The 24384-nt window shown below is 68.9% G+C and carries 18 protein-coding genes; 4 read left to right on the top strand and 14 right to left on the bottom strand.

All coding sequences use genetic code 11. From position 1 onward, the window contains the following. Positions 1–67: 67 nt before the first annotated feature. From Q0588_RS13130 to Q0588_RS13120, 3 genes are all read right to left on the bottom strand, one after another. A complete protein-coding gene (locus Q0588_RS13130; RefSeq protein WP_298746900.1) occupies positions 68–1345 on the bottom strand; it encodes an MFS transporter in 1278 nt (425 codons plus the stop codon). Continuing rightward, positions 1342–1701, bottom strand: a complete 360-nt coding sequence (locus tag Q0588_RS13125) for a heavy metal-associated domain-containing protein (protein WP_292126490.1) — start codon at positions 1699–1701, stop codon at positions 1342–1344. The genes Q0588_RS13130 and Q0588_RS13125 overlap by 4 nt, the downstream gene beginning before the upstream one ends. A gap of 122 nt (positions 1702–1823) precedes the next feature. Further along, a complete protein-coding gene (locus Q0588_RS13120) occupies positions 1824–2873 on the bottom strand; it encodes a type II glyceraldehyde-3-phosphate dehydrogenase (protein ID WP_298746896.1) in 1050 nt (349 codons plus the stop codon). A 78-nt stretch (positions 2874–2951) separates the two neighbouring features. Here Q0588_RS13120 and Q0588_RS13115 point away from each other — a divergent pair, with 78 nt between their 5' ends. Together Q0588_RS13115 and Q0588_RS13110 are read left to right on the top strand one after the other, a co-directional pair. Further along, positions 2952–3737, top strand: a complete 786-nt coding sequence (locus Q0588_RS13115; RefSeq protein ID WP_298746894.1) for an HAD-IA family hydrolase — start codon at positions 2952–2954, stop codon at positions 3735–3737. Positions 3738–3751: 14 nt separating this feature from the next. Next, a complete protein-coding gene (locus Q0588_RS13110) occupies positions 3752–6052 on the top strand; it encodes a glycosyl hydrolase family 65 protein (protein WP_298746892.1) in 2301 nt (766 codons plus the stop codon). Between the two features lie 98 nt (positions 6053–6150). Here Q0588_RS13110 and Q0588_RS13105 read toward each other — a convergent pair whose 3' ends face one another. The 11 genes from Q0588_RS13105 to Q0588_RS13055 form a co-directional block, all read right to left on the bottom strand. Continuing rightward, the gene (locus tag Q0588_RS13105) at positions 6151–6612 is read right to left on the bottom strand and encodes a cytochrome c (RefSeq protein WP_298746890.1); all 462 of its coding nucleotides are present in this window, start codon (positions 6610–6612) and stop codon (positions 6151–6153) included. A gap of 365 nt (positions 6613–6977) precedes the next feature. Then, positions 6978–7355 (bottom strand): copper-binding protein, encoded by a 378-nt coding sequence (locus tag Q0588_RS13100; protein WP_292072316.1) that lies wholly within the window; start codon positions 7353–7355, stop codon positions 6978–6980. Next, positions 7352–10501 (bottom strand): efflux RND transporter permease subunit, encoded by a 3150-nt coding sequence (locus Q0588_RS13095; protein WP_298746888.1) that lies wholly within the window; start codon positions 10499–10501, stop codon positions 7352–7354. Before Q0588_RS13095 ends, Q0588_RS13100 begins: the two co-directional genes overlap by 4 nt. Continuing rightward, positions 10498–11811 (bottom strand): efflux RND transporter periplasmic adaptor subunit, encoded by a 1314-nt coding sequence (locus tag Q0588_RS13090; protein WP_298746882.1) that lies wholly within the window; start codon positions 11809–11811, stop codon positions 10498–10500. Before Q0588_RS13090 ends, Q0588_RS13095 begins: the two co-directional genes overlap by 4 nt. Continuing rightward, positions 11808–13148 carry a TolC family protein gene (locus tag Q0588_RS13085; RefSeq protein ID WP_298746880.1) on the bottom strand — a complete coding sequence of 447 codons (1341 nt, stop codon included), beginning with the start codon at positions 13146–13148 and terminating at the stop codon, positions 11808–11810. The genes Q0588_RS13090 and Q0588_RS13085 overlap by 4 nt, the downstream gene beginning before the upstream one ends. A 662-nt stretch (positions 13149–13810) precedes the next feature. Beyond that, on the bottom strand, positions 13811–14752 hold the full coding sequence (locus Q0588_RS13080) for a ribose-phosphate pyrophosphokinase (protein ID WP_298746877.1): 942 nt from the start codon (positions 14750–14752) through the stop codon (positions 13811–13813). Positions 14753–14909: 157 nt separating this feature from the next. Next, positions 14910–15947, bottom strand: coding sequence for a hydroxyacid dehydrogenase (locus tag Q0588_RS13075; RefSeq protein WP_298746874.1), 1038 nt, complete (start codon positions 15945–15947; stop codon positions 14910–14912). Between the two features lie 17 nt (positions 15948–15964). After that, positions 15965–17068: an ABC transporter permease gene (locus Q0588_RS13070; protein ID WP_154725702.1), complete on the bottom strand. Its 1104-nt coding sequence runs from the start codon at positions 17066–17068 to the stop codon at positions 15965–15967. After that, a complete protein-coding gene (locus Q0588_RS13065) occupies positions 17068–18162 on the bottom strand; it encodes an ABC transporter permease (RefSeq protein WP_154725701.1) in 1095 nt (364 codons plus the stop codon). Before Q0588_RS13065 ends, Q0588_RS13070 begins: the two co-directional genes overlap by 1 nt. Then, entirely contained in the window at positions 18159–19865 is a 1707-nt protein-coding gene (locus Q0588_RS13060) for an ATP-binding cassette domain-containing protein (protein WP_298746871.1), read from the bottom strand. Before Q0588_RS13060 ends, Q0588_RS13065 begins: the two co-directional genes overlap by 4 nt. 4 nt (positions 19866–19869) lie before the next feature. Next, complete coding sequence (locus Q0588_RS13055; protein WP_298746868.1) at positions 19870–20841, bottom strand: efflux RND transporter periplasmic adaptor subunit; 972 nt, start codon at positions 20839–20841, stop codon at positions 19870–19872. Positions 20842–21465: 624 nt separating this feature from the next. Between Q0588_RS13055 and Q0588_RS13050 the strand changes: the two genes are divergently transcribed. Both Q0588_RS13050 and Q0588_RS13045 read left to right on the top strand, forming a co-directional pair. Further along, the gene (locus Q0588_RS13050; protein WP_298746864.1) at positions 21466–21681 is read left to right on the top strand and encodes a hypothetical protein; all 216 of its coding nucleotides are present in this window, start codon (positions 21466–21468) and stop codon (positions 21679–21681) included. Between the two features lie 21 nt (positions 21682–21702). Continuing rightward, complete coding sequence (locus tag Q0588_RS13045) at positions 21703–24081, top strand: heavy metal translocating P-type ATPase (protein ID WP_298746861.1); 2379 nt, start codon at positions 21703–21705, stop codon at positions 24079–24081. Positions 24082–24384: the final 303 nt, after the last annotated feature.

The raw sequence follows: 24384 nt of genomic DNA, 5'->3' as shown, positions 1-24384 counted from the left end.
CCAGCCAAATGGACGTGACGTCCGGACCGCGGCGACTGTCATTTCAACGAACACCGGCGCCGTTGGTTCAGTTCGCCACGCGAGGCGCGCCTGGACTATCAGCGGGGTCGGCGCGCTGGCCCAGCATCCGGGGCAAAACGAGGCTGAGCACCACGCCCAAACCGGTCACCGCGGCCATGACGAGGAATGACGCATCGGGCAACCAGGCGAGATCGTACAACAGCCCTCCCGCCGCCGAACCCACGGCTGCCCCCAGGCTTGCAGCGGCCGTCTGCTTTCCGAGTTGCGCACCCTGCGCCTGGCCGGCCTTGCTGGAGGTCCAGTAGGTCAGGATCGGCGCCAGGATGCCGGCGCTGGCCGCCACTGCGCCGATCACCGCAAGCATCAGGTTGAAATCGGTGGCGCGCGGCAGCAGAAACAGCCCGATCCCCAGGACAGCCAGCGCCGGCGCGATCAGCCAGCGGGTCGTCGAGGGTTTGACCCAGGGCGAAAACACCAGGGCCTGCACCACGAGCATGACCAGGCTGCACTCCGTGAACATCAGGGCGATCTGGGTGGGGGTCATGCCCAGTTCCTGTTTCCCGCGCAGCGCCAGCCCGACCTCGAACACACCGACTCCGGCGGCGACGATGAACCCCAGGATCAGGAGATTGGGGATCAGCCATCGGCTTGTCGGCGATACGGTGGGATCCGGACTGGCGAGCCGACCCTGGCGCCGGGTTCGCGGCAGGGCGAAGACGGCGGCGCCGGCGATGGCAAACGCCAGAACGGCCGTCGCGGCCAGCGGAAACGTCAACGACGCCATCGGATCGGCGGTCGCGACCATGTCGGCGCCGGCGCGAGCGATGAAGACGCCCAGCATGGGTCCCAGTAGAAATCCCGAAATGCCCGCCAGGCTGACGAAGGTCAGGCGGCGCGCCCGCGCCTCTTCGGTCGCCGCCAGATCTCCGATGGCGGCCAGCGCCACCGGCGTGACGGCTGCGGCGAACAGGCCGCTCAGGACGCGCTCCGCGTAGACGGCGAAGAGGCTCTCGACGAAGGCGAAGACCAGCATGGTGGCGCCGAAGCCGATCAGGCCGATCAGCAGGACGACACGGCGTCCATACCTGTCGGACAGGCGTCCCCACATGGGGGCGAAGAGAAACAGCGACAGCATGTAAAGGCCGGTCAGCAAGCCTGTCGCCCGGGAGATTTGTCCTGCCTCAGCCCCCCCGCCAAGCAGGCGTTCAATCAGGAAGGGCAGCAGGGGCAGGACGACTCCGAAGCCCATCGACACCGTGAAGGCTGACGCCATCAACACGGCCATCGCCGCGGAAGAGAGGTTTGATTGAGCGCGGCGTTTCACGCCGCCGCCTCCCCGCGAGACGGCTTCGCCCCGGCGGCTGCGCTCCCGGCATGCCCTCGATGCGCCTCGGCCGCCGCGGGTTCGACCGGCTCGGGGGCGCCTTCGGCCGGCGCCGGGTGGTCCTGGCAAACATGTTTGGGCAGGGCCCCTCCGGCGCAGTGAAAGCCGCAGGCCTCGATCGCGGCCCTGATATCAGACAGGCTGGTCCTGGCCGCGTCATAGGCGACCGTCGTGGAGCCCGAAACCGGGTTCACCGATACGCGGCCGACACCGTCGATGCGGCGCAGTTGTCGCTCTATCCCGCGCGCTCCAAGGACGGAAAACAGATTGCCGACGTCGAGTGTGCGGGTGGTCATGGCTGCTTTCTGACTGGTGACGGGACGTCCGAAGGACACCCCGCTCGATTATCTTCCCCCTCCCTGACGGCGACGACCCGGATATCGTTACAAACCTGCTCGGACAGCGGCGACTCCGACGTTCAGACCCGGTTCCCGGCGAACAGGTCGTTGTCGATCCCCATGGCCAAATCCGTCGCGGCGATCGACCGGCGGCCCGATGTCTCGCGTCCGTCTAGAGCCCTTATGGCGTCGATGGTCTCCGGCACGACGATCGCCTGATTGTCGACCATATAGGCGTAGAAGAGTTCATCGCCCTGCACCGTGAGCATGTCGGCCCAAAGCGCCACCTCGTAAAGGTCGCCGCGGGATCGGCCCCGATCCGCCATCAGCTCCTTGACGGCGTTGAGGGCGTCCAGACCATACGCGTCCTTCATCAGCAGGATGCGTGACGAGGATCGGAAGGCGTCGAGCACCTCCTCCTTGTCCGCCGGTCGGGTCATCTGGACCGACCAGTAGTGCAGGTGGGCGATCGTCTCCGGCACCTTGACCGCCATGGTCACCACATCGAGGTCCGGATCGACGGTTTGGGCGTCGGGACCCTGGTGACTGGGGATTTCGGGCTCGGGAACGAGGGTGTTCATGATGCCGCCCTTGTGGCTTTCCCACGGATCGGTCGCGCGTCGAAGCAGGGTGCCCCGGGCCCGCTGAAGCAGCCCGGCGCGCTTCAAAGCGCTCAGAGTGCGCACCGTCGCGGTGGTGTTGCACGACACGACCCGGGTCGCCTGACGGCCGACCGCCGTCTCGAAACTGGCCTCCGCGACGAAAGAGTGTCCCGTCACGGCGTGCTTCTCTCCCCCCTGAAGGATGAACTTCAGGCTCCGGGCCCGGTAGAGGGGAACGTTGTCCGCCGCCACGTGCTTGGGCGTGCAGTCAATGATGACATCGACCTCGCCCAACAGATCGTCCAGCTGACCGGCCGTTCGGCGTCCTGCGGCCCGGAGTTCGTCAAATGCCTTGGGCGTGGCGGCAAAGAGCGGCACGCCCTTTGTCTGAAGGACCCGGGTGCGCCAGTCCGTCGCGACGTCGGCCACGCCGATCAGGGTCATGTCCTTCTGAGCCTTGACCGCATCGGCGACGCGTTTGCCGATGACGCCATATCCGTTCACGGCGACCCGTATTGGTTTGATCATAAGGAACTCTCGCTTGGGAGACATAGAACAGGCGATGCACGGCCGGCGCGTTGATCCGGATCAAGGTTCGGCGCGCCGATGCATGTCATTCTGGACGGATGGCGGATGAAGCGGAAGCCCTACACGAATGACCGCAAAAGCCGGATCGTGGGCGGATCGCAGCGAATGCTGACTGCGGGCATCTTCGACGTGGATGGGGTCCTGCTCGCATCGCCTCACGAGCGAGCGTGGCGCGACGCGCTCGGCAGCTTCGCTGAACGCGAGCGCTTCACGACGGCGATGTATCAGTCCCAGGTCGCGGGCAAGCCGCGTCTCGACGGCGCCCGTTCCGCCCTTGAGGCCCTGGGCGTGAGCAAGGCTGAACGCCACGCGGCCATTTACGCCGAACGAAAGCAGGCACGGCTTGAAACGCTGATCCAGACCGGCGCGGTCGCAGCCTTCCCGGACGCCCTGCGTTTCGTCGAGGCGGTCGCGGCTCTCGGCTGGCCCATGGCGGCCGCTTCATCGTCCAGGAACGCCACCGACATGATGCGGCCGATCATCCTCAGCACCGGCCAGAGCCTGCTCGACATCTTCCGCGTCAATGTCTCCGGTCGCGATCTGAAGCGCGGCAAGCCGGACCCGGAGCTTTTCCTGATCGCGGCCGCAGAGCTCGGTGTTTCGCCGGCGCAGTGCTTCGTGGCCGAGGACGCGCCTGCGGGCATTCAGGCGGCCCGCGCCGGCGGCATGGCGGCGCTCGGCGTCGCCCGGCTGGGCGACGCGGACCAACTGTGGGCGGCGGGATCGGACCTGGTCGTCAAAACCCTGGACGACGTCGCGGTGGTCGATCTCGCGCTGGGCCGTCTCAAGGCTCGGACACCGTGAAGGAACCCAGGACCATGAAACAGGCGCTGGAGCCGACGGCGGATGCCGCATGGGTCCTGAACGACGATGGCTGCGATCCGCTCCGCGAGAGCGATCGCGAAACCCGCTTCACGGTCAGCAACGGTTTTCTCGGGGCCCGGGCCTCCCACGCCGTCAATCGATCGTTCCGGCGCCTCGTTTCGCCGAACTCCTATGTCGCCGGGCTGTTCGATACGCCGGACACGGACCGGCCGGTCCCGGAAAGGGTTTTCGCTCCAGACTGGTTGGACGTCCGCATCGGCCTGGCGGGAGGACCGCTTGTCCACCACTTCGGACAAGGGCCCTCACACCCACTGACGCTCGACATGAGGCGCGGCCTGGCGCTCGCCGAATGTCGCCTGGTGGAAGGAACAGCCGTGAGCGTCCGACTGGGTCTCCTGCGCTTCGTCTCGCTGAGCCGGCGGTCGCTCGGCCTGCAGTTGCTGCATCTGGAGGTCGATCAGGGCGCGACTGACATCACACTGGAAGCTTCTTTCGAAGGCGGCGATCACGACCTCATTTCCGAACGCCTCGAGACCGAATTCGGCCTGTGGCGCACTCATCACTCCGGCAAACGTCTCGCCATGGCGGCAGCCGCGGCCTTGCGGATCGACGGTCAGGATCTGCCGCCGACGGCGCTCGCCCCGCTCAAATGGTCGTGGACCTGGCGCGCCCGCCCGGGGCAAGTCGTCTGTCTCGAGCGGATCGTGACGGTGGCGCGAAGCGACGGTCCCGATCAGGATCCTGGCGCGATTGTACGGAAAGAACTTTCGGACGCCCGACGGTCAGGCTGGCGAAGCGTGATGGAGCAACACGAAACGGCATGGGCAAATCGTTGGTCGTGCAGCGACGTCGAGGTTGAAGGCGACGCCGCGGCGCAGAAGGCGATTCGGTTTGCGGTCTACCACCTCAACAGCGCCGCCAACCCGGACGACCCGCGTGTCTCGATCGGCGCTCGGGGCCTGACCGGCGCCGACTATCGCGGGCATGTCTTCTGGGACACCGAAATCTTCCTGCTGCCCTTCTATATCCTGACCTGGCCCGAAGCAGCCCGGTCCTTGCTGATGTACCGTTTCCACACGCTGGACGGCGCGAGAGCGAAGGCGGCTGACCGGGGCTGGCGAGGCGCCTTTTACGCCTGGGAGTCCACCGACACCGGCCTGGAGGCGACACCTGAGCAGGCCGTCGGTCCGGACCGGCAGATCATCGACATCCTCACCGGCGCCCAGGAGCAACACATCAGCGCCGACGTCGCCTATGCCGTCTGGCAATACTGGCAGGCGACGGGCGACGACGAATTCCTGGTCGCGGCCGGCGCGGAAATCCTTCTCGAAACCGGACGCTTCTGGGCCAGTCGGGCCCAGCCCGAGGCGGACGGCTTGCATCACATCCGCGGCGTCATCGGCCCCGACGAGTATCACGAGGCCATCGACGACAACGCCTTCACCAACGTCATGGCCCGCTGGAACATTCGTCGGGCGCTCGAGGTCGCGGCCATGCTGCGCGAGCGGTGGCCCGCAGAATGGACCATTCTCTCCCGGCGCCTCGACCTGGATGAGGCCGACCTCGGGCACTGGACCGGCGTCGCCGAGACGATGGCGACCGGCCTGGATCCGGACACGGGCCTGTTCGAGCAGTTCACGGGCTATTTCGATCTCGAAGACGTGGACCTGGCGGCCTATTCGGGCCGTTCCGTTCCGATGGACGTGGTGCTCGGCCGCGAGCGAACCCAGCGGTCCCAGGTCATCAAACAGGCCGATGTCGTCGCCCTGCTGGCCCTGTTGCCCGAAGAGTTTGCAGGCGAAACCGGAGCGACCAACTTCCGGTACTACGAGCCCCGTTGCGGTCACGGCAGCTCATTGAGCACCGCCATGCACGGGCTCGTCGCCGCCCGTCTGGGCGATGTCGAGATGGCGCTGGACTATTTCCACAGAACCGCGGCGATCGATCTCGCCGACACCAAGGTGGCGATCGGCGGTGGTATTCATATCGCGGCGCAGGGCGGCCTGTGGCTGATGACGGTCTTTGGGTTCGCCGGGCTGTCGCTGCGAAGCGACGGCATCGGCCTCGCCCCCCATTTGCCGGCGAGTTGGCTCAGCCTGGGCTTCGGCCTCCAGTGGCGAGGCCGAAGCCTCGCGGTCAGGATCGACCAGACCAATCAGAAACTCGACGTCTCGCTGGAATCCGGACAGCCGATGATCATCACCATCTATGGACAACCGCACAGTCTCAGCCTCGACCAGGCCCTTGTCACAGACATCAAGCGACCGGGCCAAAGTGATGATCGTTCGCGGTAACCATCGGCCAAGGCGATATGGATCAATGCGAGGACGCGCGGACTGGCCCTCCTGGCGTGGTCCTCACCGCGCCGCCTCCCTGAACGGCTGCCGGCCGGCTAAGGTCTCGAATGGTTCTGGACGTCCTGAAGATAGGCGATCAGATCCGTAATCTGGTCGCCCTCCAGGGTGATTTCCGGCATCTTAGGATGTCCGTTGGTTAGGCCCTCGGCGAAGGCTTCCTGAAGATCCGTCACGGGATAACGGGTTCCGAGATGACGCAGCGGGGGCGCGGCCGCCACCGGGCTTTCGCCGGTCGGCCCGACGGAATGGCACGCCGCGCACCGGCTCTGCACGAGCGCTCGCCCCCGCGCCGCCGAGGCGAGGTCCACAGCCGGTTTGGGATAGTATTTCGCCGCGTCAGCCGTGCCAGCAGCTTCGCGATATTCGGGACCAGCTGTGCATCCCATCAGCATCAACACGGCAGCAATCGCGATCAACCTCAAGACGCTCTCCATACCGCACATTCGACCAGCCTGATCCTCGACGAAGCGCCCGGCATTGATTTCGATCAATGTCATCGTGGCGCACCCGTTGGACCTTCGATGCTTGTCGGGAGCGGAAACTCCGTGAAAAAATGTCGTCCTCGCTGGCGCGCAAACCCCGCCTTCCGTCCAGGACTCACCTGACCCCGAAGACCTGGTGAGGGCCTTGGTAGAGCGAGGCTTCTACGTCTTCCGTCGGCTCAATGCTCAGCACGCCGGCAAGCATGCTCCGCATGCCGGCAAGGGTGAAAAGATCGTCGCCTCCACAACGCAGGACGTTGCATGGGGCAGACGAGCCGAACCGGTTCCGCCATTTGAGCTGGGCACAACATCGGTGGCCGGCCCGGCGCCATCCTCCAACCTGATCGATGGACCGTCCTCATCGCATGACGCTCTGAGGATCAATGGGGGTAGATCGCCGTCACCTCTCCCGCTCCGTCCCGTACTGTCAGATCGAACTGGATGCGATCACCGACGGCGGCCTCCCGCAACACAGCCGGCGAAGCCTTGAACGTCATGGTCATCGCGGGCCAGCCGATTGAACGGATGGCCTCGTGGTTGATGGTGATCGTCGCCGCCGCCGGGTCCACGGCTGTGATGACGCCCGCGCCGTCTGCGGTCGTGGCGTCGGCGGCCGGGGACGTCGAGGCGCCATCCGCGCCAACCGTCGGTGATCCGGGCTGGGCCATCGGGATCGCCGGGCTTTCGGGTTCCGCCTGCTGACCGCAGGCGGCCAGAACAGCGGCAATACCGGTCAGCAGGATTATACGGCGCTTCATTGTGTGTCTCCTCGAAGGACGGGGGTCGAACGGAACCTGCGACGTCTCAGCAGCAGATAGCCCGCGGGGATAACGAGCATCGACAGCAAAGGCGCCGTGATCATGCCGCCTATAACGGGCGCGGCGATCCGGCTCATGATCTCCGAGCCGGCGCCGTGGCCGATCAGGATCGGGAACAGGCCCGCCAGGATCACGGCCACGGTCATCGCCTTGGGCCGAACCCTGAGCAGAGCGCCTTCCCGGACCGCTTCCTCGACCTGCAGGGCGTCCGGGTCGGGGCCGCGATCCCTGAGCGCATGCTTGAGGTAGATCAGCATCACGACGCCGAACTCGGCCGACAGGCCGGCCAGGGCGATGAACCCCACCCCGGTCGCGACCGACTGATTGAAGCCGAGCAGGTAGAGCATCCATACGCCCCCGGTCAGGGCGAAGGGCAGCGTGGCCATGATCAGGGCGGCTTCGTCGAACCGGCCGAAGGTCAGGTAGAGCAGCAGGAAGATGATCGCGAGCGTCGCCGGCACTACGATCTTCAGGCGGTTGGCGGCGCGCTCGAGATATTCGAACTGGCCGGAGTAGGCGATGCTCACCCCGGGACCGAGATCGACCTCCGCAGCGACCGCCCGCCGCAGGTCCCCCACCACCGACGCCAGATCCCGGCCTCGCACGTCGATATAGACCCAGGTTGAAGGCCGTCCGTTCTCGGACTTGAGCATCGGCGGCCCGTCGGCGATACGGATGTCGGCCACCGCGCCCAGGGTGATCTGCTGGCCCGCCGGGGTCAGGACCGGAAGATTCCGCAGCTGTTCGGGATTGTCGCGCAGTTCGCGGGGATAGCGGACGCTGATCGGATAGCGCGCCACCCCCTCAATGGTTTGACCGATGGTCTCGCCGCCGATGGCGCCGCCGACGATCGACTGGACATCGGCGATGGTGAGCCCGTAGCGGCCGGCGGCGGCGCGATCGATGTCGACATCCACATACCGGCCGCCGGTCAGGCGCTCCGCGATCGCCGAGCTCACCCCCGGCACATCCCCCGCGACCTCGGCGACGCGGCCGGCGATGCGGTCGATCACGGCCAGATCGGCCCCGGAGACCTTGACGCCGATGGGGCTCTTGATGCCGGTCGCCAGCATGTCGATGCGGTTGCGGATTGGCGGCACCCAGACGTTGGCCAGGCCCGGAACCTGAACCGCGCGGTCGAGCTCCTCGACCAGCTTCTCCGGCGTCATGCCGGGGCGCCACTGGTCGCGCGGCTTGAACTGGATCGTGGTTTCGAACATCTCCAGCGGCGCTGGGTCGGTGGCGGATTCCGCCCTGCCCGCCTTGCCGAACACGGTGGCGACCTCGGGAATGGTGCGGATCATACGGTCTGTCCTCTGCAGCAGCGCTGACGCCGCCGCCGCCGACAGACCCGGCTGGGCGGACGGCATATAGAGCAGATCGCCCTCGTCCATGGCGGGCATGAACTCGCCACCGATCTGGCTGAGCGGCCAGGCCGTGGTGGCGAACGCGATGACAGCGATCGCCAGGGTCGTCCGCGGTCGCCGCAGCACCCAGTCGAGCGGGCCGCGATAGACGTGCGTCAGCCATCGGTTGACGGGATTGGACTGCTCCGCGGGGATGCGCCCCCTGATGAGATAGCCCATCAGGACCGGCACCAGGGTGACCGAAAGAATGGCCGCCGCCGCCATGGCGTAGCTCTTGGTGAAGGCCAGCGGCGCGAACAGCCGACCCTCCTGGGCCTGCAGGCTGAACACCGGAATGAACGACAGGGTGATGATCACCAGGCTGAGGAACAGGGCCGGACCGACTTCCGCCGCTGCGTCGGTGATCACCTTCCAGCGGGCCTCTCCCGCGAGTGTTTCGTCGGGGTGCTCATGCTCCCATTGCTCGATATGCTTGTGGGCGTTCTCGATCATGACCACGGCGGCGTCGACCATGGCGCCCACGGCGATGGCGATGCCGCCCAGCGACATGATGTTGGCGTTCACCCCCTGCAGGTTCATGACCAGAAAGGCGGCGAGCACGCCGAGCGGCAAGGTCAGGATGGCCACCAGGGCGGACCGGGCGTGCCACAGGAACAGACCGCAGACGAGGGCGACGACGATGAACTCCTCGATCAGCTTTGTGCTGAGATTGGCGATGGCGCGGTCGATGAGCTGCGAGCGGTCATAGGTCGTCACCACCTCGACCCCGGGAGGCAATCCGGCCTTCAGGGTCTCGAGCCGGTCGGCGACGGCGGCGATGGTGGCCCGGGCGTCGCCGCCCGAGCGCAGGATGACCACTCCCCCGGCCACCTCGCCCTCGCCGTTCAGCTCGGCGATCCCGCGCCGCATCTCGGGACCGACCTGAACCGTGGCGACGTCGCCGAGGGTGACGGGCACGCCGCCCGCCGCCGTGCGGACGGGGACGGCACGGAAGTCATCGAGACTGGTCAGATAGCCGTTGGCTCTGACCATATATTCGGCTTCGGCCAGCTCCAGCACCGACCCGCCGGTCTCCGAGTTGGCGCGCCCGATCGCCTCGACCACGGCCTGGTGGGTGACGCCATAGGCGGCCAGCCGGACGGGGTCGAGCACCACCTGATACTGCCGGACCATGCCGCCGATGCTGGCCACCTCGGCCACGCCTGGAACGGTTTTCAGCTCATATCGGAGGAACCAGTCCTGCAGGCTTCTCAACTGGGCCAGGTCGTGGCGGCCGGAGCGGTCGACGAGGGCGTATTCATAGACCCAGCCGACGCCGGTGGCGTCCGGACCCAGGGCGGGACGGGCGCTCTCGGGGAGGCGGGCCTGCACCTGGTTCAGGTATTCGAGAACGCGCGACCGCGCCCAGTAGAGGTCGGTCCCCTCGTCGAACAGGACGTAGACGAAGCTGTCGCCGAAGAAGGAGTAGCCGCGCACCGTGCGCGCGCCGGGCACCGACAGCATGGTGGTGGCCAGCGGATAGGTGACCTGGTTCTCGACGATCTGCGGGGCCTGGCCGGGATAGCTGGTGCGAATGATGACCTGAACGTCGGACAGATCCGGCAGGGCGTCGACCGGGGTCGTCCGCACCGCCCAGAGGCCCGCCGCCGCCAGGGCGACGGCGGCCATGAGCACAAGAAAGCGAGCGCGAACGGAGGCGCGAATGAGGGCGGCGATCATTGCGCGGCTCCACCGTGGCCGGCGTGCCCGTTCACCGCGGCCGGCGCAGGGGGCGTGGCGGGTGAAGCCGGAGGCACAGCCGGGCGCTCGCCCGAAATCGCCCGGGCCGCCATCCCGGACAGGCTGGCTTCGGAATCGATCAGGAACTGACCGGAGGCCACGAGGCGTTCGCCCTCCGCCAGCCCGGCCACGACCTCGGTCATCCCGCCGGATTCCCGTCCGGTCCGGACCTCGGCCGGCTGGTAGCGCCCCTCGGGCAGGGCCAGCATGACGAGGGTTCTTTCGCCCGTTCGGATCACGGCCTCGGACGGAACCACCAGCACCTCTCCGCCGCCGCCGCCGAAGGTGATCTGCCCGTACATGCCGGGCCGCAGGCGTCCCGCGCGATTGGCCATCTCGATGCGCGCCGTGAGCGTGCGGCTGTCCCCGGAAACCTCGGGCAGCAGCGCCGTCAGACGTCCGCTGAACCGCTCGCCGGGGAAGGCCGAGAGCGCGACCTCGACGGATTGGCCAAGGCGCAGCCGGCCCGCCTGGAGCTCGGGTATGGCGGCATTCAGCCAGACCGTCGACAGTCCGCTGATCTCGGCCAGGGTCATGCCCGGGGTGACGCTCATCCCGGCCCGAACGCCCAGGGTGCGGATGGCGCCGGCGGACGGACTGACGATGGTCACCGTGGTCCTCGGCCGTCCGGTCCGTTCGACCTGGACGATCAACGCCTCGGACATCCCGAGCAACAGGAGCCGCCGCCGGGCCGCCTCGATCAGGGCCGCGTCACCCGTCCGGCGGACGGCCAGATACTCGCCCTGGGCCCCCGCCCACTCCGGGATGAGCAGGTCGACCAGGGGGGCGCCGGCGGCGATCACGTCCCCGGGCGCGCGGCTGTAGACTCGCTGGACGAAACCGGCGGCGCGGGCCTGGACGATGGCCACGTCGCGCTGGTTGTAGTCGATGACAGCGGAGGCGTTGAGATCGCCCTCCAGCGACGCCCGGCGCACCGTCGCCAGACGCATGCCGAGATTCTGGGCCAGGGAGGGATCGATGCGCACGCCGGGCGCGCCGTCCGCCTCGTCGGCGTATTTCGGGATCAGCTCCATGTTCATCGAGGAGCGGCCCGGACCCGGGTAGCGTTCATTGGGCAGCATCGGATCGTACCAGTAGAGAATCTCGCGCTCCGCGGATGCGGTCTGGCCGGCGGCGGCCCCATTCGCGCGCTCCAGCATGGGGCGGCCGATCAGGCCGGCCGCGAGGCCCACGCCGAGGACCAGGACAGCGCCCGCGACGAGCGCGACGCGAGGGTTGGAACCGGTCATTGGTCGTCGCTCCTGTAGGCGAGGGTGATGCGGACGGTGTCGCGAGCGACGGCGGCTTCGCGGTCGAGGGCTTCCAGACGCGCGTCGGCCAGGGCGGTGAAGGCGTTCAGGACATCCGCCAGGCCCGCCCGCCCGGCGGCGTAGCTGGCGGTTTCCAGATCGGCCTGCTGGCGGGCGGCCGGGACGATGACATCGCGCGACCGGACCCACTGGTCGCGGCGGGCGGCGAGATCGGCGAGGTCGGCGTCCAGGGAGGCGCGCAGTTCGCGCGCCGCGGCCTCGCGCTCCAGCCGGACGCCCAGGGCGTCGGCCGAGCGGGCGGCGATCAGCGGCTCCTGGCGCTGATTGGCGAAGAGCGGCAAACGGACGCTGGCGCCCACCGACAGCATGTCTCCGAACATCGGATCGCGGCGACCGTAGCTGACCTCGAAGGCCCAATCGGGCCGTCGCCCCGATCGGGCGAGGGCGACCTCGGCATCGGCGCGGCTTCCAGCCGCCCGCCAGGCCTGCAGGGTCGGAAGGCGCTCAAGACCCGCCCTCAGACCGGTCGGGTCGATCTCGAGGTCGGGAGCCGGCCCGCTCGCCGCCGGGTCCGCGTCGCCCGTCCAGCGCGTCAGTTCGGCGCGCGCCCTCGCCACATCGGCCATGAGCCTGCTGTGCCTGTCCTGCAGGGCGGCCCGCAGCACGACGGGGGTCAGGGCGCCGGCCGGCCGGTCCGTTCCGGCGGCCACGCCCGCGGGGGCGGCCTCCCAGAGCGGCTCCAGCGCCGACAGCACCTCCTCGAGCGTCGCGAGCCGGCGCCCGGCGTAGTGCAGATCGAGCCAGGCCACGCCGGCGGCCACCCGCGCCTCGCGGCGCGCGATCGCGTCGGCGGCGGCGGCCACGTCGATGTCGGCCTCCGCCATGGCGCGTTCCGCCCGTCGCCGGGCGCGGCTGGGGACCTCCTGCATGAGGCCGATGCGGGCCATGGTCATTTCGTCGTCGCCGAACCGCCCGGCCATGGGGCCCGAGACCGGCAGGTTGTCGATTCCGAACCGGAGCTGTGGATCCGGGAGCCGACCCGCGGCCGCCGAGGCCGCCGAGGCCGCCTCCACGCCGAGGGCGCTGGCCCGCAGCTGCGGAGCGGTGGTTGCGGCGAGCGCGAGGGCCTCGTCGAAAGTCATCGGCTCCGCCGCAGCGGGCATGCCAATGGCGGCGAACAAGCCGATGGCGGCCGCGGCGGCGGCCACCGTTCCCCTGGGGGCGATCCTGGCCAGCCGGAGTGATTTTCCGCGATCGGGATCGACCGCGGCGCTCGACATGTGACGGCCTGGAGCCGTCCGATAGCCGGAGTTCATGGGAATGTCCTCGAGCCCCGCGTCGATCACCTTGGTGCGACGCGGGATGCTAGTCGTTCGATCACCGCCCACGCGTGCGCGGGCCATGGTCAGCGAAGTCGGGCTATGCCGGAGTCTTGGGAGGGTCACCCAGGGGCGTCGGCCGCTCCCCTGCACGGGTGTCGTCGGCGCTCAATGCGACCTGCTGGCGATGCGGCGGCGACGGCCGGGCCGTGACGCCCGCGTCGGACGGAAGAGGAACCGCGACTGCCGCGCAGGCAGCGAGACCCAGGCAGTGGGGCCCAGAGTCATCGCAGGGCGCCGGACCTTCGGCGCCTGCCTGCATCATCATTTCGGCGCAATCCGGCATGGCGGCCATGGCGTCTGCGGTCACGCCCGGCCGCTGGGGCGCGGCGAACGCCGACGCCTGGCCGATGGAGCCGGCCAGGGCGAGGGCGAACAAAAGCGTGCGAACGATACGCCACATGCCATCGACGTTCCGCTTCGCTCTCCGGCGTGTCAAGACGGCGAGCGCTCCGCTCAAACCCCGGCTTGACATTCCGAACGAGAGGGGTCTGCGGCCGTGCCGCAAGCTCGCCGGGGCGAGCCTCCGGGCGCCGATGAAGTGGGAACGAACCAGGTTCCACTGTCCGCGTCTCATTCGCCTCTCCCTTGCGAGATGTTCATCCCGGACCCTCGGTGGTCCCGGCGCCGGAATCGGACCGGCGGCGGCGGGCCGGCCCCGCTGCGTCAGGTTCCCGCAGCGCCGACGCCAGCAGCGGCGCCAGGGAGATGGCGTTGCTCGGATGCGGCACGCTGTCGGTGGACACCACCTGATCGGATATCCGGGCCAGTTCCTCGAAGGCGTTATCGGCGAACACAGCATGCACGACCACGCAGACCGGCGGCTTCAGGCCCTGCGCCTGCAGCCGTCGAGCAGCCTCGATCAGGGTCCGACCCGAGGAGGCGATGTCGTCGATCAGCACAGGCCGTCTGCCGGTCCAGGCGCCGAGATCGGGCAGAACGATCTCGACCTCGCGATCGCCCCGGCGGATCTTGCGCAACACGATGTGCGGGGCTCCCACCCTGGCGGCGACGGCCGCGACCCATTGTTCGCTCTCCTCATCCGGACCTATGATCAGGGCATCCGGAACCTCGGCCGCGATCCAGTCCGCCAGCACGGGCGCCGCATGCAGCGTCGCGGTCGGAATGGCGTACAGCGCCGCCAGATCCGGATAGCGGTGCAGATGGGGATCCACCGTGATCAGTCGGTCGAACGCCCCGGAGAGCAGACGCGCGAACGGACGGGAGGTGATCGCTTCCCCGGGCTTGAACCGCCGGTCCTGGCGCATATAGGCGAGGTAGGGCGCGACCAGGCTCACCCGCGCCGCGCCGAGATCCCGCGCCGCCTCGGCGGCGAACAGCAGGCTCAGAAAGCCCGGGTCCGGGCGGGCCAGGCTGCAGACCAGATCAACCGTCCGCCCCGCCATATCCGAGAGGTGACGGACGTAGCTCTCCCCGTCCGGAAAGCGCCGGGTTTCGAGACGGCCCAATTCGAACCCGCCGGCCGTGGCGAGCCGTTCGGCGAAGGCCTCATTTCCAGGCAGCGGCACGATCAGTCGCACGAGAACCTCCGATGGACCGGCGGACGGCCGGCAGGCTCTCCGACAGACGCAGGCGCGCGTGAAATCTTACGGCGGCGCCGGACTGATCGCGAAAGCGGGTGTCGGCGGGCGCGGAAGGATGCGGCTCCGGCGGTCGGAACCGCATGTCCGACGACGCTCAGGTCGGCCCCCCCGGCGATGGTGAGGCCGGCGTGACCGCCGTCACCACGTTCCGGGCCGCGCCCGCGGCATAGGCTTCGATGTTGCCAAGGGTGGTCTCGGTGATCCTGTCGACCGCCTCCTGGGTATTGTAGGCGATGTGGGGCGTGACCAGGACATTGGGCAGCCGAACCAGGGCGTGATCCGCCAGCAAGGCGCGCAGCCGGGCGGGGTCGACCTGGGCGTCCTGCCGGAAGATCTCCGCCTCATCGCCAAACGCCTGCTCCTCGGCGATGACGTCGAGGCCGGCGCCCGCGAGCCGGCCCGACGAGAGCGCGCGAAGAAGGGCGGCGGGATCGACGGCTCCGCCGCGCGCCGTGTTGATGAGCAGGGCGCCGGTCTTCATGAGTGCAAACTCCGGATCCGACAGGCGCAGGCCGGAGCCGCCCGGGGCGTGCAGCGAAATCACGTCCGAGGCGGCGAGAAGCTCCGGCAATGAAACAGCGTGGAAGTCGGGATCTTTTCGCGCTGCGGCGTCCGGAGACGGGTCGGACGCGAGCGTCCGCATGCCGAAGCCGCGCGCGATCTGGAGCACGCGGCGACCGATCCGGCCGGCGCCGATCACGCCGAGGGTCTTTCCCGTAAGCTCCACCCCGCGGAGGTCCCGCGCCCGGACATCGCCGCGGCGCACCCGCTCCGTCGCCTCCGGAATATGTCGGCACAAGGCCAGCAGCAGGGCGAAGGCGTGCTCGGCGACGGTATGATCGCCGTAGTCCGGCACATTGCAAACGGTGATCGCGGCCTCTCGGCAATAGGCGAGATCGACATGGTCGTATCCGGTCGATCGGGTGGCGATCAGCCGCAGCCGGGGCATGCGGGCCAGAACGGCGGCGCCGAGGTTCGAATGGACGAAGGGACTGATCACCTCCGCATCGGCGAAGCGGGCGACGTTGTCCGGGCGGAGTGGTTCCGGAGTGCAGGCCAGGGCATGGGGCCCGGCGAGGCGGGCGCAGGCGGCCGCCTCCCACTGCTCGGTTTCGAAAATCACGATCTTCATTTCGGGCCCTCCCGGTCCTACCAGCGGCGCCTGAAGACCAGCCAGGCGCTCAGGAACATAGCGCCGCTGATGGCCCCCAAGGCCAGCGCCTGCCGCCACAGTTCGGCCAGTCCCGCCCCCTTCAGGAACAGCCCCGATACAATCTCGACATAGTGGCGTTGGGGACTGGCCAGCGAGGCGGTTTGCAGCCACGGCGGCATGCTCTCGATGGGGGCGATGCTCCCGGACAGGAAGAGAAGCGGAAACAGGCCGAAGAAGCCCACGAGCATCGCCTGCTGCAGCGTCTGGGTGATGGCGCCCACAAAGGTGCCGAGCGAGACGGCGCTCAGCAGGTAGACGACCGTGAGAATAAGCAGGATGAACACGTCGCCCCGCATCGGCACGCCCATCAGCGTCATGATGACCAGGGCGGGAAACACCGCGCCGGTGCAGATCACCAGGGTCGGCGTGATCTTGGCGATGAACAATTCGTGGGCGCGGATCGGAGTAACCCGAAGTTGCTCGATCGTGCCTTCCTGCTTTTCCCGAACGATCGCGGCCGCCGGCAGGACCACGCCGAGCATCAGACCGGCCTGGGCCAGCATCGACAGGGCCATGAACCGGGTGTTGGTCAGGTCCGGATTGTACCAGACCCGCACTTCCGGCCGGACGGCGGCCCGCCGATCCCCGGCCGGACGCCGGCTCTCCACGAAGCGGGCGCTCTGTTCGATCACATAGGCGCGCGCGCGCGCCGCGACATTGCCGTTGGATCCGTCGACCACGACCCCGAACGACGCCGGGCGTCCGGCGGCCAGCCGGGCGCCCATGCGCGGCGGTATTTCGACGACCACGTCGAGCGCGCCGCGCCGCAGCCGGTCTTCCGCCTCGCGCAGGCTGGTGAACTGATCGGCGAGCACGAAATTGTCGCCCGTGGTCAATTCCTCGATCAGGGCGCGGCTGACGGCGGAGCGGTCGTGATCGACCACGGCCAGCTTGAGATGCTGGACGTCGAAACCCAGGGCCATGGTGCACATGACCAGTTCGGCCGTGTAGAGAAAGATCACCACGAACAGCATCACCGGGTCGCGCAGAAACTGGGCGAATTCCTTGGTGATCAATCCCGCGAGACGGCCGGACAGCATCAGGCGATCCTCTTGCGGAACCGCCAGGCGGCGAGCGCGAACACCGTCGCGGTATAGGCCGCCAACACGAGGACGTTGGGCCAGAGGTCCCCGAGCCCCGCGCCCCGCAGCACGACCCCGCGTGAGAACTCGAGAAAATAGCGCGTGGGCAGGGCTGAGGCGTAGGCCTGAAACGCCGGCGGCATGGTGAAAAGCGGATAGACGAAGCCGGAAAACAGGAAGGCCGGCATCAGGGTCACGATCAGGGCCGTCAACATGGCGGCCAGCTGGGTGCGCACGAGGGTGGAGACGAGCAGTCCGATGGAAACCGTGCAAAGAACGTAGAGAAGCCCCACGGCGAGGAGCAGCCCCACGCTTCCCCGTACGGGCACCTCGAACCAGACTACCCCGCCAAAGACGACGAGGAGAAGTTCCGCATAGGCGATCACGGCGTAGGGCAGCAGTTTGCCGGCGATGAACTCGCTCCCGGTCAGGGGCGAGGCGTAGATCTGGGCGATGGTGCCCAGCTCCTTTTCGCGCGCCACGGCCAGCGCCGTGAGCAACGGCGGAAAGGCCATGAGGATCACCGCGAACAGGCCCGGTACGATGAAGTTGCGGCTGCGCAGTTGCGGATTGTACCAGACGCGCACCTCGGGCCTGAGAGGAAGGCGCACCTCCTCCGGATAGGCGTGGAGGATGGCCCGGCCATAGGCCGACAGGATCGCCGCCGTGCTGGCGTAGGTGCCGTCGACCACGAACTGCACGGGCGCGTCCTCGCCGCGTCCAAGGCGGCCGGAGAAGCCCGGCGGGATGAACAGGGCCGCCCGGGCCGTCCCGCGCATCAGGGCGTGTTCGGCCGACCGTTCGTCCTCCGGCGCCGCCTGGAGGATGAAATATCCCGAGTTGAGAAACCGGGCCTGCAGCTCCCGGCTGGCGGCGGTCCGGTCATGGTCCACCACGATCAGCGGCGCCCGGTCGACATCCAGCGATATGCCGTAGACGAACAGGAACAGCATCATCAGGGGCATGAGCAGCGCCACCCCCATGGTGAAGCGGTCGCGCGAGATCTCCAGCACCTCCTTGCGGGCGAAGGCCAGAACGCGCCGCGCCTTCACGCCGCCCTCCCCTGCCCGGTGCGTTCTCGCTCGATGAAGCCGAGAAAGACCGCCTCGACATCGGGCGTCACGAGTCCAAGCTCGTCGGTCAGCCTCGTCAGCGGGCCCAGGGCGATGAGCCGGCCGTCCATCATCAGCCCCAGACGATCGCAGAACGCGGCCTCCTCCATGTAGTGGGTGGTGACGACGATCCCCACGCCGTCGGCGGCCAGGGCCGCGATCAGGCGCCAGAACCGGAATCTGGACAGGGGGTCGACCCCGGAGGTCGGCTCGTCGAGGAAGAGCACCCTGGGCCGGTGAACGATGGCGCAGGCCAGCGCCAGCCGCTGGCGCGTGGCCCCGGACAGGTCCCGCACCGCGCCCTCCCCCGCGTCCTCGAGACTGGCGCGCGCACTGGCCCAGGCGATTCGGCCGCGCAGTTCGGATCGGGGCACGCCATAGGCGCGCGCGAAGAATGTCAGGTTCTCGCGCGCGCTCAGGTCGGGGTAGAGGGAAAACCGCTGGGACATGTAGCCGATGCGCGCGCGCACCGCCTCGCTCTGGCGCGCCACGTCGAACCCCGCCACCTCGGCGGTCCCCTCCCCGGGCGAGAGCAGCCCGCACAGGATGCGGATCAGGGTGGTCTTGCCGGCGCCGTTGGGGCCGAGCAGGCCGAGGATCTCCCCCTCGGCGACCGTGATCGTCACATCGTCCACAGCCTTGAAATCCCCGAACCGAACGCTGACGCCGCGCGAGACGATCACGTCATTCCGGATGCGCGGCGGCGGCGGCTGCGGGGGCGCGGCGGAGGCCGCGCCAGGCGGCGCGGGCGGGGGCGCCGAGGCGAAGGTGAACACGTCCTCCATGGTGGGAACGGCGGCCTCCGCCACGGCCGCCTCGATCGGCGCCAGCCTCGACCCGTCCCGGACCTGCGCTCGCACTTCCCGGCCCGCGCGGCGCTGGAAGCTGATCACGCCGACGTCGGTCTCGAGCGCCGCCTCGATCCGGTCCAGGGCCGGACCGGTGATCCTGTAGACCTGCCCGGCCACGTCGCGTCGCAACTCCTGCGGGGCTCCAAGCGCGAGGGGCTTTCCATCCCGCAGAAGCAGGACGCGGTCGCAGGCGTCGGCCTCGTCCATGTAGGAGGTCGCGAACACGATCGTCCGGCCCTCGGTTCGCGCCCGGTCGAGGATTCGCCACAGCTCCCGTCTCGACAGCGGGTCCACACCCAGGCTGGGCTCGTCGAGGATGAGCAGCGGGGGCTCGTGCATGAGGTTGGCGCACAGGGCCAGCTTCTTGCGCATGCCCCCCGACAGTTGTCCCTCGCGGCGGTGCTGAAATCGGTCCAGCCCGGCCATGCGGAGCAGCTCGGCGCCGCGCACGGCCCGGTCCGGTCCGGTGACGTCGCGGATGTCCGCCGCGAAGGCCAGGTTTTCGGCGACGGTGAGGCGATCGTACAGGGAGAAGCCCTGCGACATGTAGCCGACCCGCGCCTGCACCCCGGCCGGATCGCGCCGGACGTCGCGCCCCAGAACCTGGCATGTCCCCGCGCTCGGGCGCAGGATGGCGGCCAGCATCTGCAGCAGGGTGGATTTGCCCGCTCCGTCGGGGCCGACCACGCCGAACACCTGCCCGGCGTGGACGTCGAGGTCGATGTTCTCCAGCACGCTACGGGCGCCGTATCGGCGCCCCAGTCCGCGGGCCTCGACGACAGCCTCGGCCATCCCCCTACTCCGGCACGGCGAGACGGTCGGGCCAGCCGGCGGAGGCGTCCCACAGAATCCATGCATCGGCCGGCATGCCGGGCTTGAGCAGCCCGTCCGGATTTTCAGCCTCCAGAGTGACCCCGTAGACGGTCCGGCCCCGTTCGTCCTGCATGTGAATGTCGCGGGGGGTGAACTGGGCCTGGGCGTCGACCCGGGCCACGCGCGCCGGGAAATCCCGGCCGGGAAAGACGTCAACCCGCAGCCTGGCGGGAGCCCCCAGGCGGACCTTGCCCAGGTCCGGCTCCCGAACGAAGACACGCAGCCTCACCCGCGACAGGTTGGCCAGCACCACCACGGGCTGGCCGGCGACGATCACTTCGCCGGGCTCGGCGAGACGCTCCAGCACCGCCCCCGATATCGGCGAGGCGATATGGGTCCTGACCAGCTGCGATCGGCCCAGGGCCAGGGTCTGGGACGCCGCCTCGGCCTGGGCGACGGCCTCGCCGCGACGCGCCTCAAGCAGGCTGATCTGATCCACGGCGGCCTGATGGGCGTTGCGGACAACGTCGAGGCGTTGGGCCGTGACATAGCCCTCACGCGCGAGCGCCTCATAGCGCGACAGATCCGCCCGGGCCGAAGCGGCGTGATGGCGGGCCAGATCGATCTGGCTGCTCACCTGGGCCACGGTCTGCCCGGCGGCGGCGCGCTGGGCGGCGGCGCGATTCATGAGCAGACGGGCGTCGGACGGGTCGATGGAGGCCAGCGGGGCTCCGGCCCGAACCGGGGCGCCTTCCAGGGCGTGGTTCTGCAGTAGACGGCCGGACAGCTCAAACGAGACACGCACCTCGTCGACCTCGATCCGCCCGCTGCCGTAGATGACCTGGGCCGGCGCCGGAGCGGTCTGCAGCCGCCAGAAGGCGACGGCGGAGCCGGCGGCGACCAGAATGAGTCCGACGGCCACCAGCACCGTCAACCGTCGCCCCTGAATCCTCACATCCTGCCTCCGGACGCGCTCGCCTGTTCGATGCGCTGATCCTGAAGACGCCGGGTGGAAGGATTGCTTACGCCCTCGGAAAGCCGCCCGCGACGGCGGCTGTGCGCAAGGGGCAGCCGCGCTTCGAGCCGGGAGAGGAGATCCGGCGCCGAAGTCCCCCCAGGCTTCGTCGGACACGATCGCGCCAGCCGGGGGCCCCGCGGCGTGCGTCTCGATCCGGCCGCGCAGACAGGGCGCCAGTCCGCCCGGCCCCTTGGCGAAGACGCCGAATTAGCAGGTCGAGGCCCGCTGTTGGGAGCGACGATGAACGGCTTGCCACGACTGGATCCTTGATCGGACAATGACCTGATGGCCCAGGGTCTGACGCCGGCGACCGGCGGGTCTTACGACCGTCGGCCTTCCGCGTCGGTAATGATCGGTCGGGTGAGGCGTCAGACGGCGGACGGTGTTCAGAACGGAAGGGGCCTCGCATGACCTCCAATTCCCCCGGGATCGGCCGGGTCTTCACGCGGCGAGTTCTGGCTCATCTCCGCCTGGCCGGTGCTTCATCGCGCCCAACGCGAGGGCAGGCTGACGACGACCGGTCCGTGCAAATCCATCCGCCACCCGCAGTAGGCCGGCTTCGTGTTGATCATGATCGGCGTACTGCTTCAGTGGCCGAGGCTGCTCACCTTGGCGATGTTTCCGGCGCTCGTTGTCCTGTACTGGCGCCTGGCCGTGGAGGAGGAGCGCGAAACCGCCGCCCGCTTCGGCCCGGCCTGGGCCGGATACCGGCGGGCGACGCCGGAGTTCCTCTCCCGACTCGGTCCCGTGTCCCGGCCCGCGCGGCCTGAAGTTTGATTTTCACCGGAGTTCTTCTTGATGCGCACCACCACCATCGACGTTTCCGGATTCCGCACCCCGCTGGATCCGCTCGTGATCGAGAAACACCTGCGGGGTCTGAAGGGCGTGCTGGACGCCGCCGCCAACTTCGGCTCGGCCACCGCCACGGTGCGCTACGACGAGGCCCGTCTCAGCCAGGCCGAACTGGAACAGGCGGTGCGGGACTGCGGCTTCCATTGCCGGGGCGAGGTCGTGCCCCGACACGTCTGCGTCCCGAACGAGGATGCCGTGGACGCCCGCGCCGCGCACCCCCGCCATCCGGCGGCCCCTGCCGCTCCCGACGATCATGCGGCTCGCCCCGGGCACGGCGCCGCAGCCGGTCCCGACGACATGGCCGAGATGGGGCACGGCCCCGGCATGGACATGCAGGCCATGGCCCGGGACATGCGCAACCGCTTCCTGATCGCGCTGGGCTTCACCGTTCCAATCTTCTTCCTCGCCCCGATGGGCATGGACTTCATGCGCGTGGCGCCGCCGTTCGGCCTGCCGCTGAAGCCGCTGCTGTTCGTTCTGGCCAGCGCCGCCATCCTCTACCCCGGCTGGCCCTTCTACATCGCCGCGGTCCGGGCGCTGCGACGCGGCGTGCTCAACATGGCGGTGCTGGTCCTGCTCAGCGTCGGCACCGGCTATCTGTTCAGCGTCGGCGCGACTTTCCTCTATGACGCGCCGGACTTCTACGAGGCCTCGGCCCTGCTGCTGGTCTTCATTCTCATGGGGCACTGGCTCGAGATGCGGGCGCGGGCCGGCGCCTCGGACGCCATTCGCAGGCTGATGGACCTGGCGCCGCCCACCGCCCGGGTGCTGCGCGACGGCGTCGAGGTCGAGGTCCCGACCTCCGCCGTTCTGGTCGGCGACCGGGTGGTGGTGCGGCCGGGCGGCCGCATCCCCGTGGACGGCGTCATCGAGGACGGCGGATCGGAGGTCGACGAATCCATGCTCACCGGCGAATCCCTGCCGGTGATGAAGGGGGTCGGCGATGCCGTGACCGGCGGCGCCATCAACAAGACGGGGGCTTTCCGCTACCGCGCCACCCGGGTGGGCGCCGACACCGCCCTGGCCCAGATCGTCAAGCTGGTGCAGGAGGCGCAGAACTCCAAGGCCCCCGCCCAACTGCTCGCCGACCGCGCCTCCCAGTGGCTGGTGCTGGCGGCCATCGTCATCGGCCTGCTCACCTTCGGAATCTGGTTCTGGGTCCTGGGCCAGACCCTGCTGTTCGCCCTGACCCTGACCATCACCGTCTTCGTCATCGCCTGCCCCGACGCGCTGGGCCTGGCCACGCCCATGGCCATCATGGTGGGCACCGGGCTGGGAGCCCGGCACGGCGTGCTGATCAAAAACGCCGCCGCCCTCGAGGATGCGGTCAAGCTGGATGTGATCGTCTTCGACAAGACCGGCACCCTGACCCTCGGCGCGCCCAAGGTCGTCCAGGTCACCCCGGCCGCCGGGGTGGACGAGACCGACCTGCTGATCACGGCCGCGGCCCTCGAGCGAGGGTCGGAACACCATATCGCCAAGGCCGTGCTGGAACGGGCGAAGGAGCTCCCCGAAGTGGCGGCGACCGGCTTCGAATCCTTCGGCGGCAAGGGGCTGCGGGCGACCGTGGACAGGCGCACCGTGCTGTCCGGCAACCGCATGCTGATGGCCGACAACGGCGTCGAGCTCGGCGAGCTGGCCGCGGAATCCGAACGGCTGCAGGGCGCCGGCCGCACCGTCGTCCACATCGCCCGCGACGGCCGCGTCATCGGCCTGATCGCGGTGGCCGACGCCGTGCGGCCGACCGCCGGGGCCACCATCCGCCGGCTGCAGGGCCTGGGCGTCAAGGTGGCCATGATCACCGGCGACAACCTCGGCACGGCGCGGCGCATCGCGGACGAACTGGGCATCGACATCGTGCTGGCCGAGGTCCTGCCCGGGGACAAGGCGCTCAAGATCAAGGAGCTCCAGGGCGAAGGCCACAGGGTCGGCATGGTCGGCGACGGCGTCAACGACGCCCCGGCCCTGACCCAGGCCGACGTCGGTTTCGCTATCGGGGCCGGGACCGACGTGGCCATCGAGAGCGCCGACGTGGTGCTGATGCGCAGCGATCCCGCCGACGTGGTCAAGGCCATCGAACTGTCACGCGCCACCCTGCGCAAGATGCATCAAAACCTGTGGTGGGCCGTCGGCTACAACGTCATCGCCTTCCCGCTGGCGGCCGGGGTGCTCTATCCCTTCACCCTCAGCCCCGAGATCGCCGCGCTGTCGATGTCCGGCAGTTCGGTGCTGGTGGCGGTCAACGCGCTGATGCTCAAACGGCTGCGGCTCGGCGCCGGCATGGGCGCCCGGCAGCCCGCTACGTCAGGGGCGGCGCCGATCTAGCTTCGCCAGCACCGCGTTGTCCCTGGTGACCGAGGCCCGCTGAGCGCCGCAGCGGACAGGGCGGCTCCTCCAGCCGGAGATGCTCCAGCGGTTCGGCGGCGGACGGTGAGGTCGTCGGGGCGGAGCTGATGCGCCTCACCGCCAGGCGCCGGTTTGGCTTGACGGGAACCTTCTCTGGAAAGAGCAGGCGGGGCATCCGACGACATCGGCTGGTGGAAACCGGGTGAAGCGGATGTCTATACGCATCGCCGCTCCGTATCCCTCAACAAAACAGGAGTCGAAGGGAATCTTTTTAAGCACTTG

The sequence above is a fragment of the uncultured Brevundimonas sp. genome, assembly GCF_937870815.1.
Lineage (GTDB): Bacteria > Pseudomonadota > Alphaproteobacteria > Caulobacterales > Caulobacteraceae > Brevundimonas.
This window is presented reverse-complemented; position numbering and strand designations above follow the sequence as displayed.

Bases quoted from the DNA above. Each gene is read 5' to 3' on its own strand.
- Q0588_RS13110 (WP_298746892.1), top strand. From the start codon at position 3,752: ATGAAACAGGCGCTGGAGCCGACGGCGGATGCCGCATGGGTCCTGAAC.
- Q0588_RS13100 (WP_292072316.1), bottom strand. From the start codon at position 7,355: ATGAAGCGCCGTATAATCCTGCTGACCGGTATTGCCGCTGTTCTGGCC.
- Q0588_RS13090 (WP_298746882.1), bottom strand. From the start codon at position 11,811: ATGACCGGTTCCAACCCTCGCGTCGCGCTCGTCGCGGGCGCTGTCCTG.
- Q0588_RS13125 (WP_292126490.1), bottom strand. From the start codon at position 1,701: ATGACCACCCGCACACTCGACGTCGGCAATCTGTTTTCCGTCCTTGGA.
- Q0588_RS13085 (WP_298746880.1), bottom strand. From the start codon at position 13,148: ATGAACTCCGGCTATCGGACGGCTCCAGGCCGTCACATGTCGAGCGCC.
- Q0588_RS13120 (WP_298746896.1), bottom strand. From the start codon at position 2,873: ATGATCAAACCAATACGGGTCGCCGTGAACGGATATGGCGTCATCGGC.
- Q0588_RS13045 (WP_298746861.1), top strand. From the start codon at position 21,703: ATGCGCACCACCACCATCGACGTTTCCGGATTCCGCACCCCGCTGGAT.
- Q0588_RS13075 (WP_298746874.1), bottom strand. From the start codon at position 15,947: ATGAAGATCGTGATTTTCGAAACCGAGCAGTGGGAGGCGGCCGCCTGC.
- Q0588_RS13095 (WP_298746888.1), bottom strand. From the start codon at position 10,501: ATGATCGCCGCCCTCATTCGCGCCTCCGTTCGCGCTCGCTTTCTTGTG.
- Q0588_RS13060 (WP_298746871.1), bottom strand. From the start codon at position 19,865: ATGGCCGAGGCTGTCGTCGAGGCCCGCGGACTGGGGCGCCGATACGGC.
- Q0588_RS13070 (WP_154725702.1), bottom strand. From the start codon at position 17,068: ATGCTGTCCGGCCGTCTCGCGGGATTGATCACCAAGGAATTCGCCCAG.
- Q0588_RS13105 (WP_298746890.1), bottom strand. From the start codon at position 6,612: ATGACATTGATCGAAATCAATGCCGGGCGCTTCGTCGAGGATCAGGCT.
- Q0588_RS13115 (WP_298746894.1), top strand. From the start codon at position 2,952: ATGCATGTCATTCTGGACGGATGGCGGATGAAGCGGAAGCCCTACACG.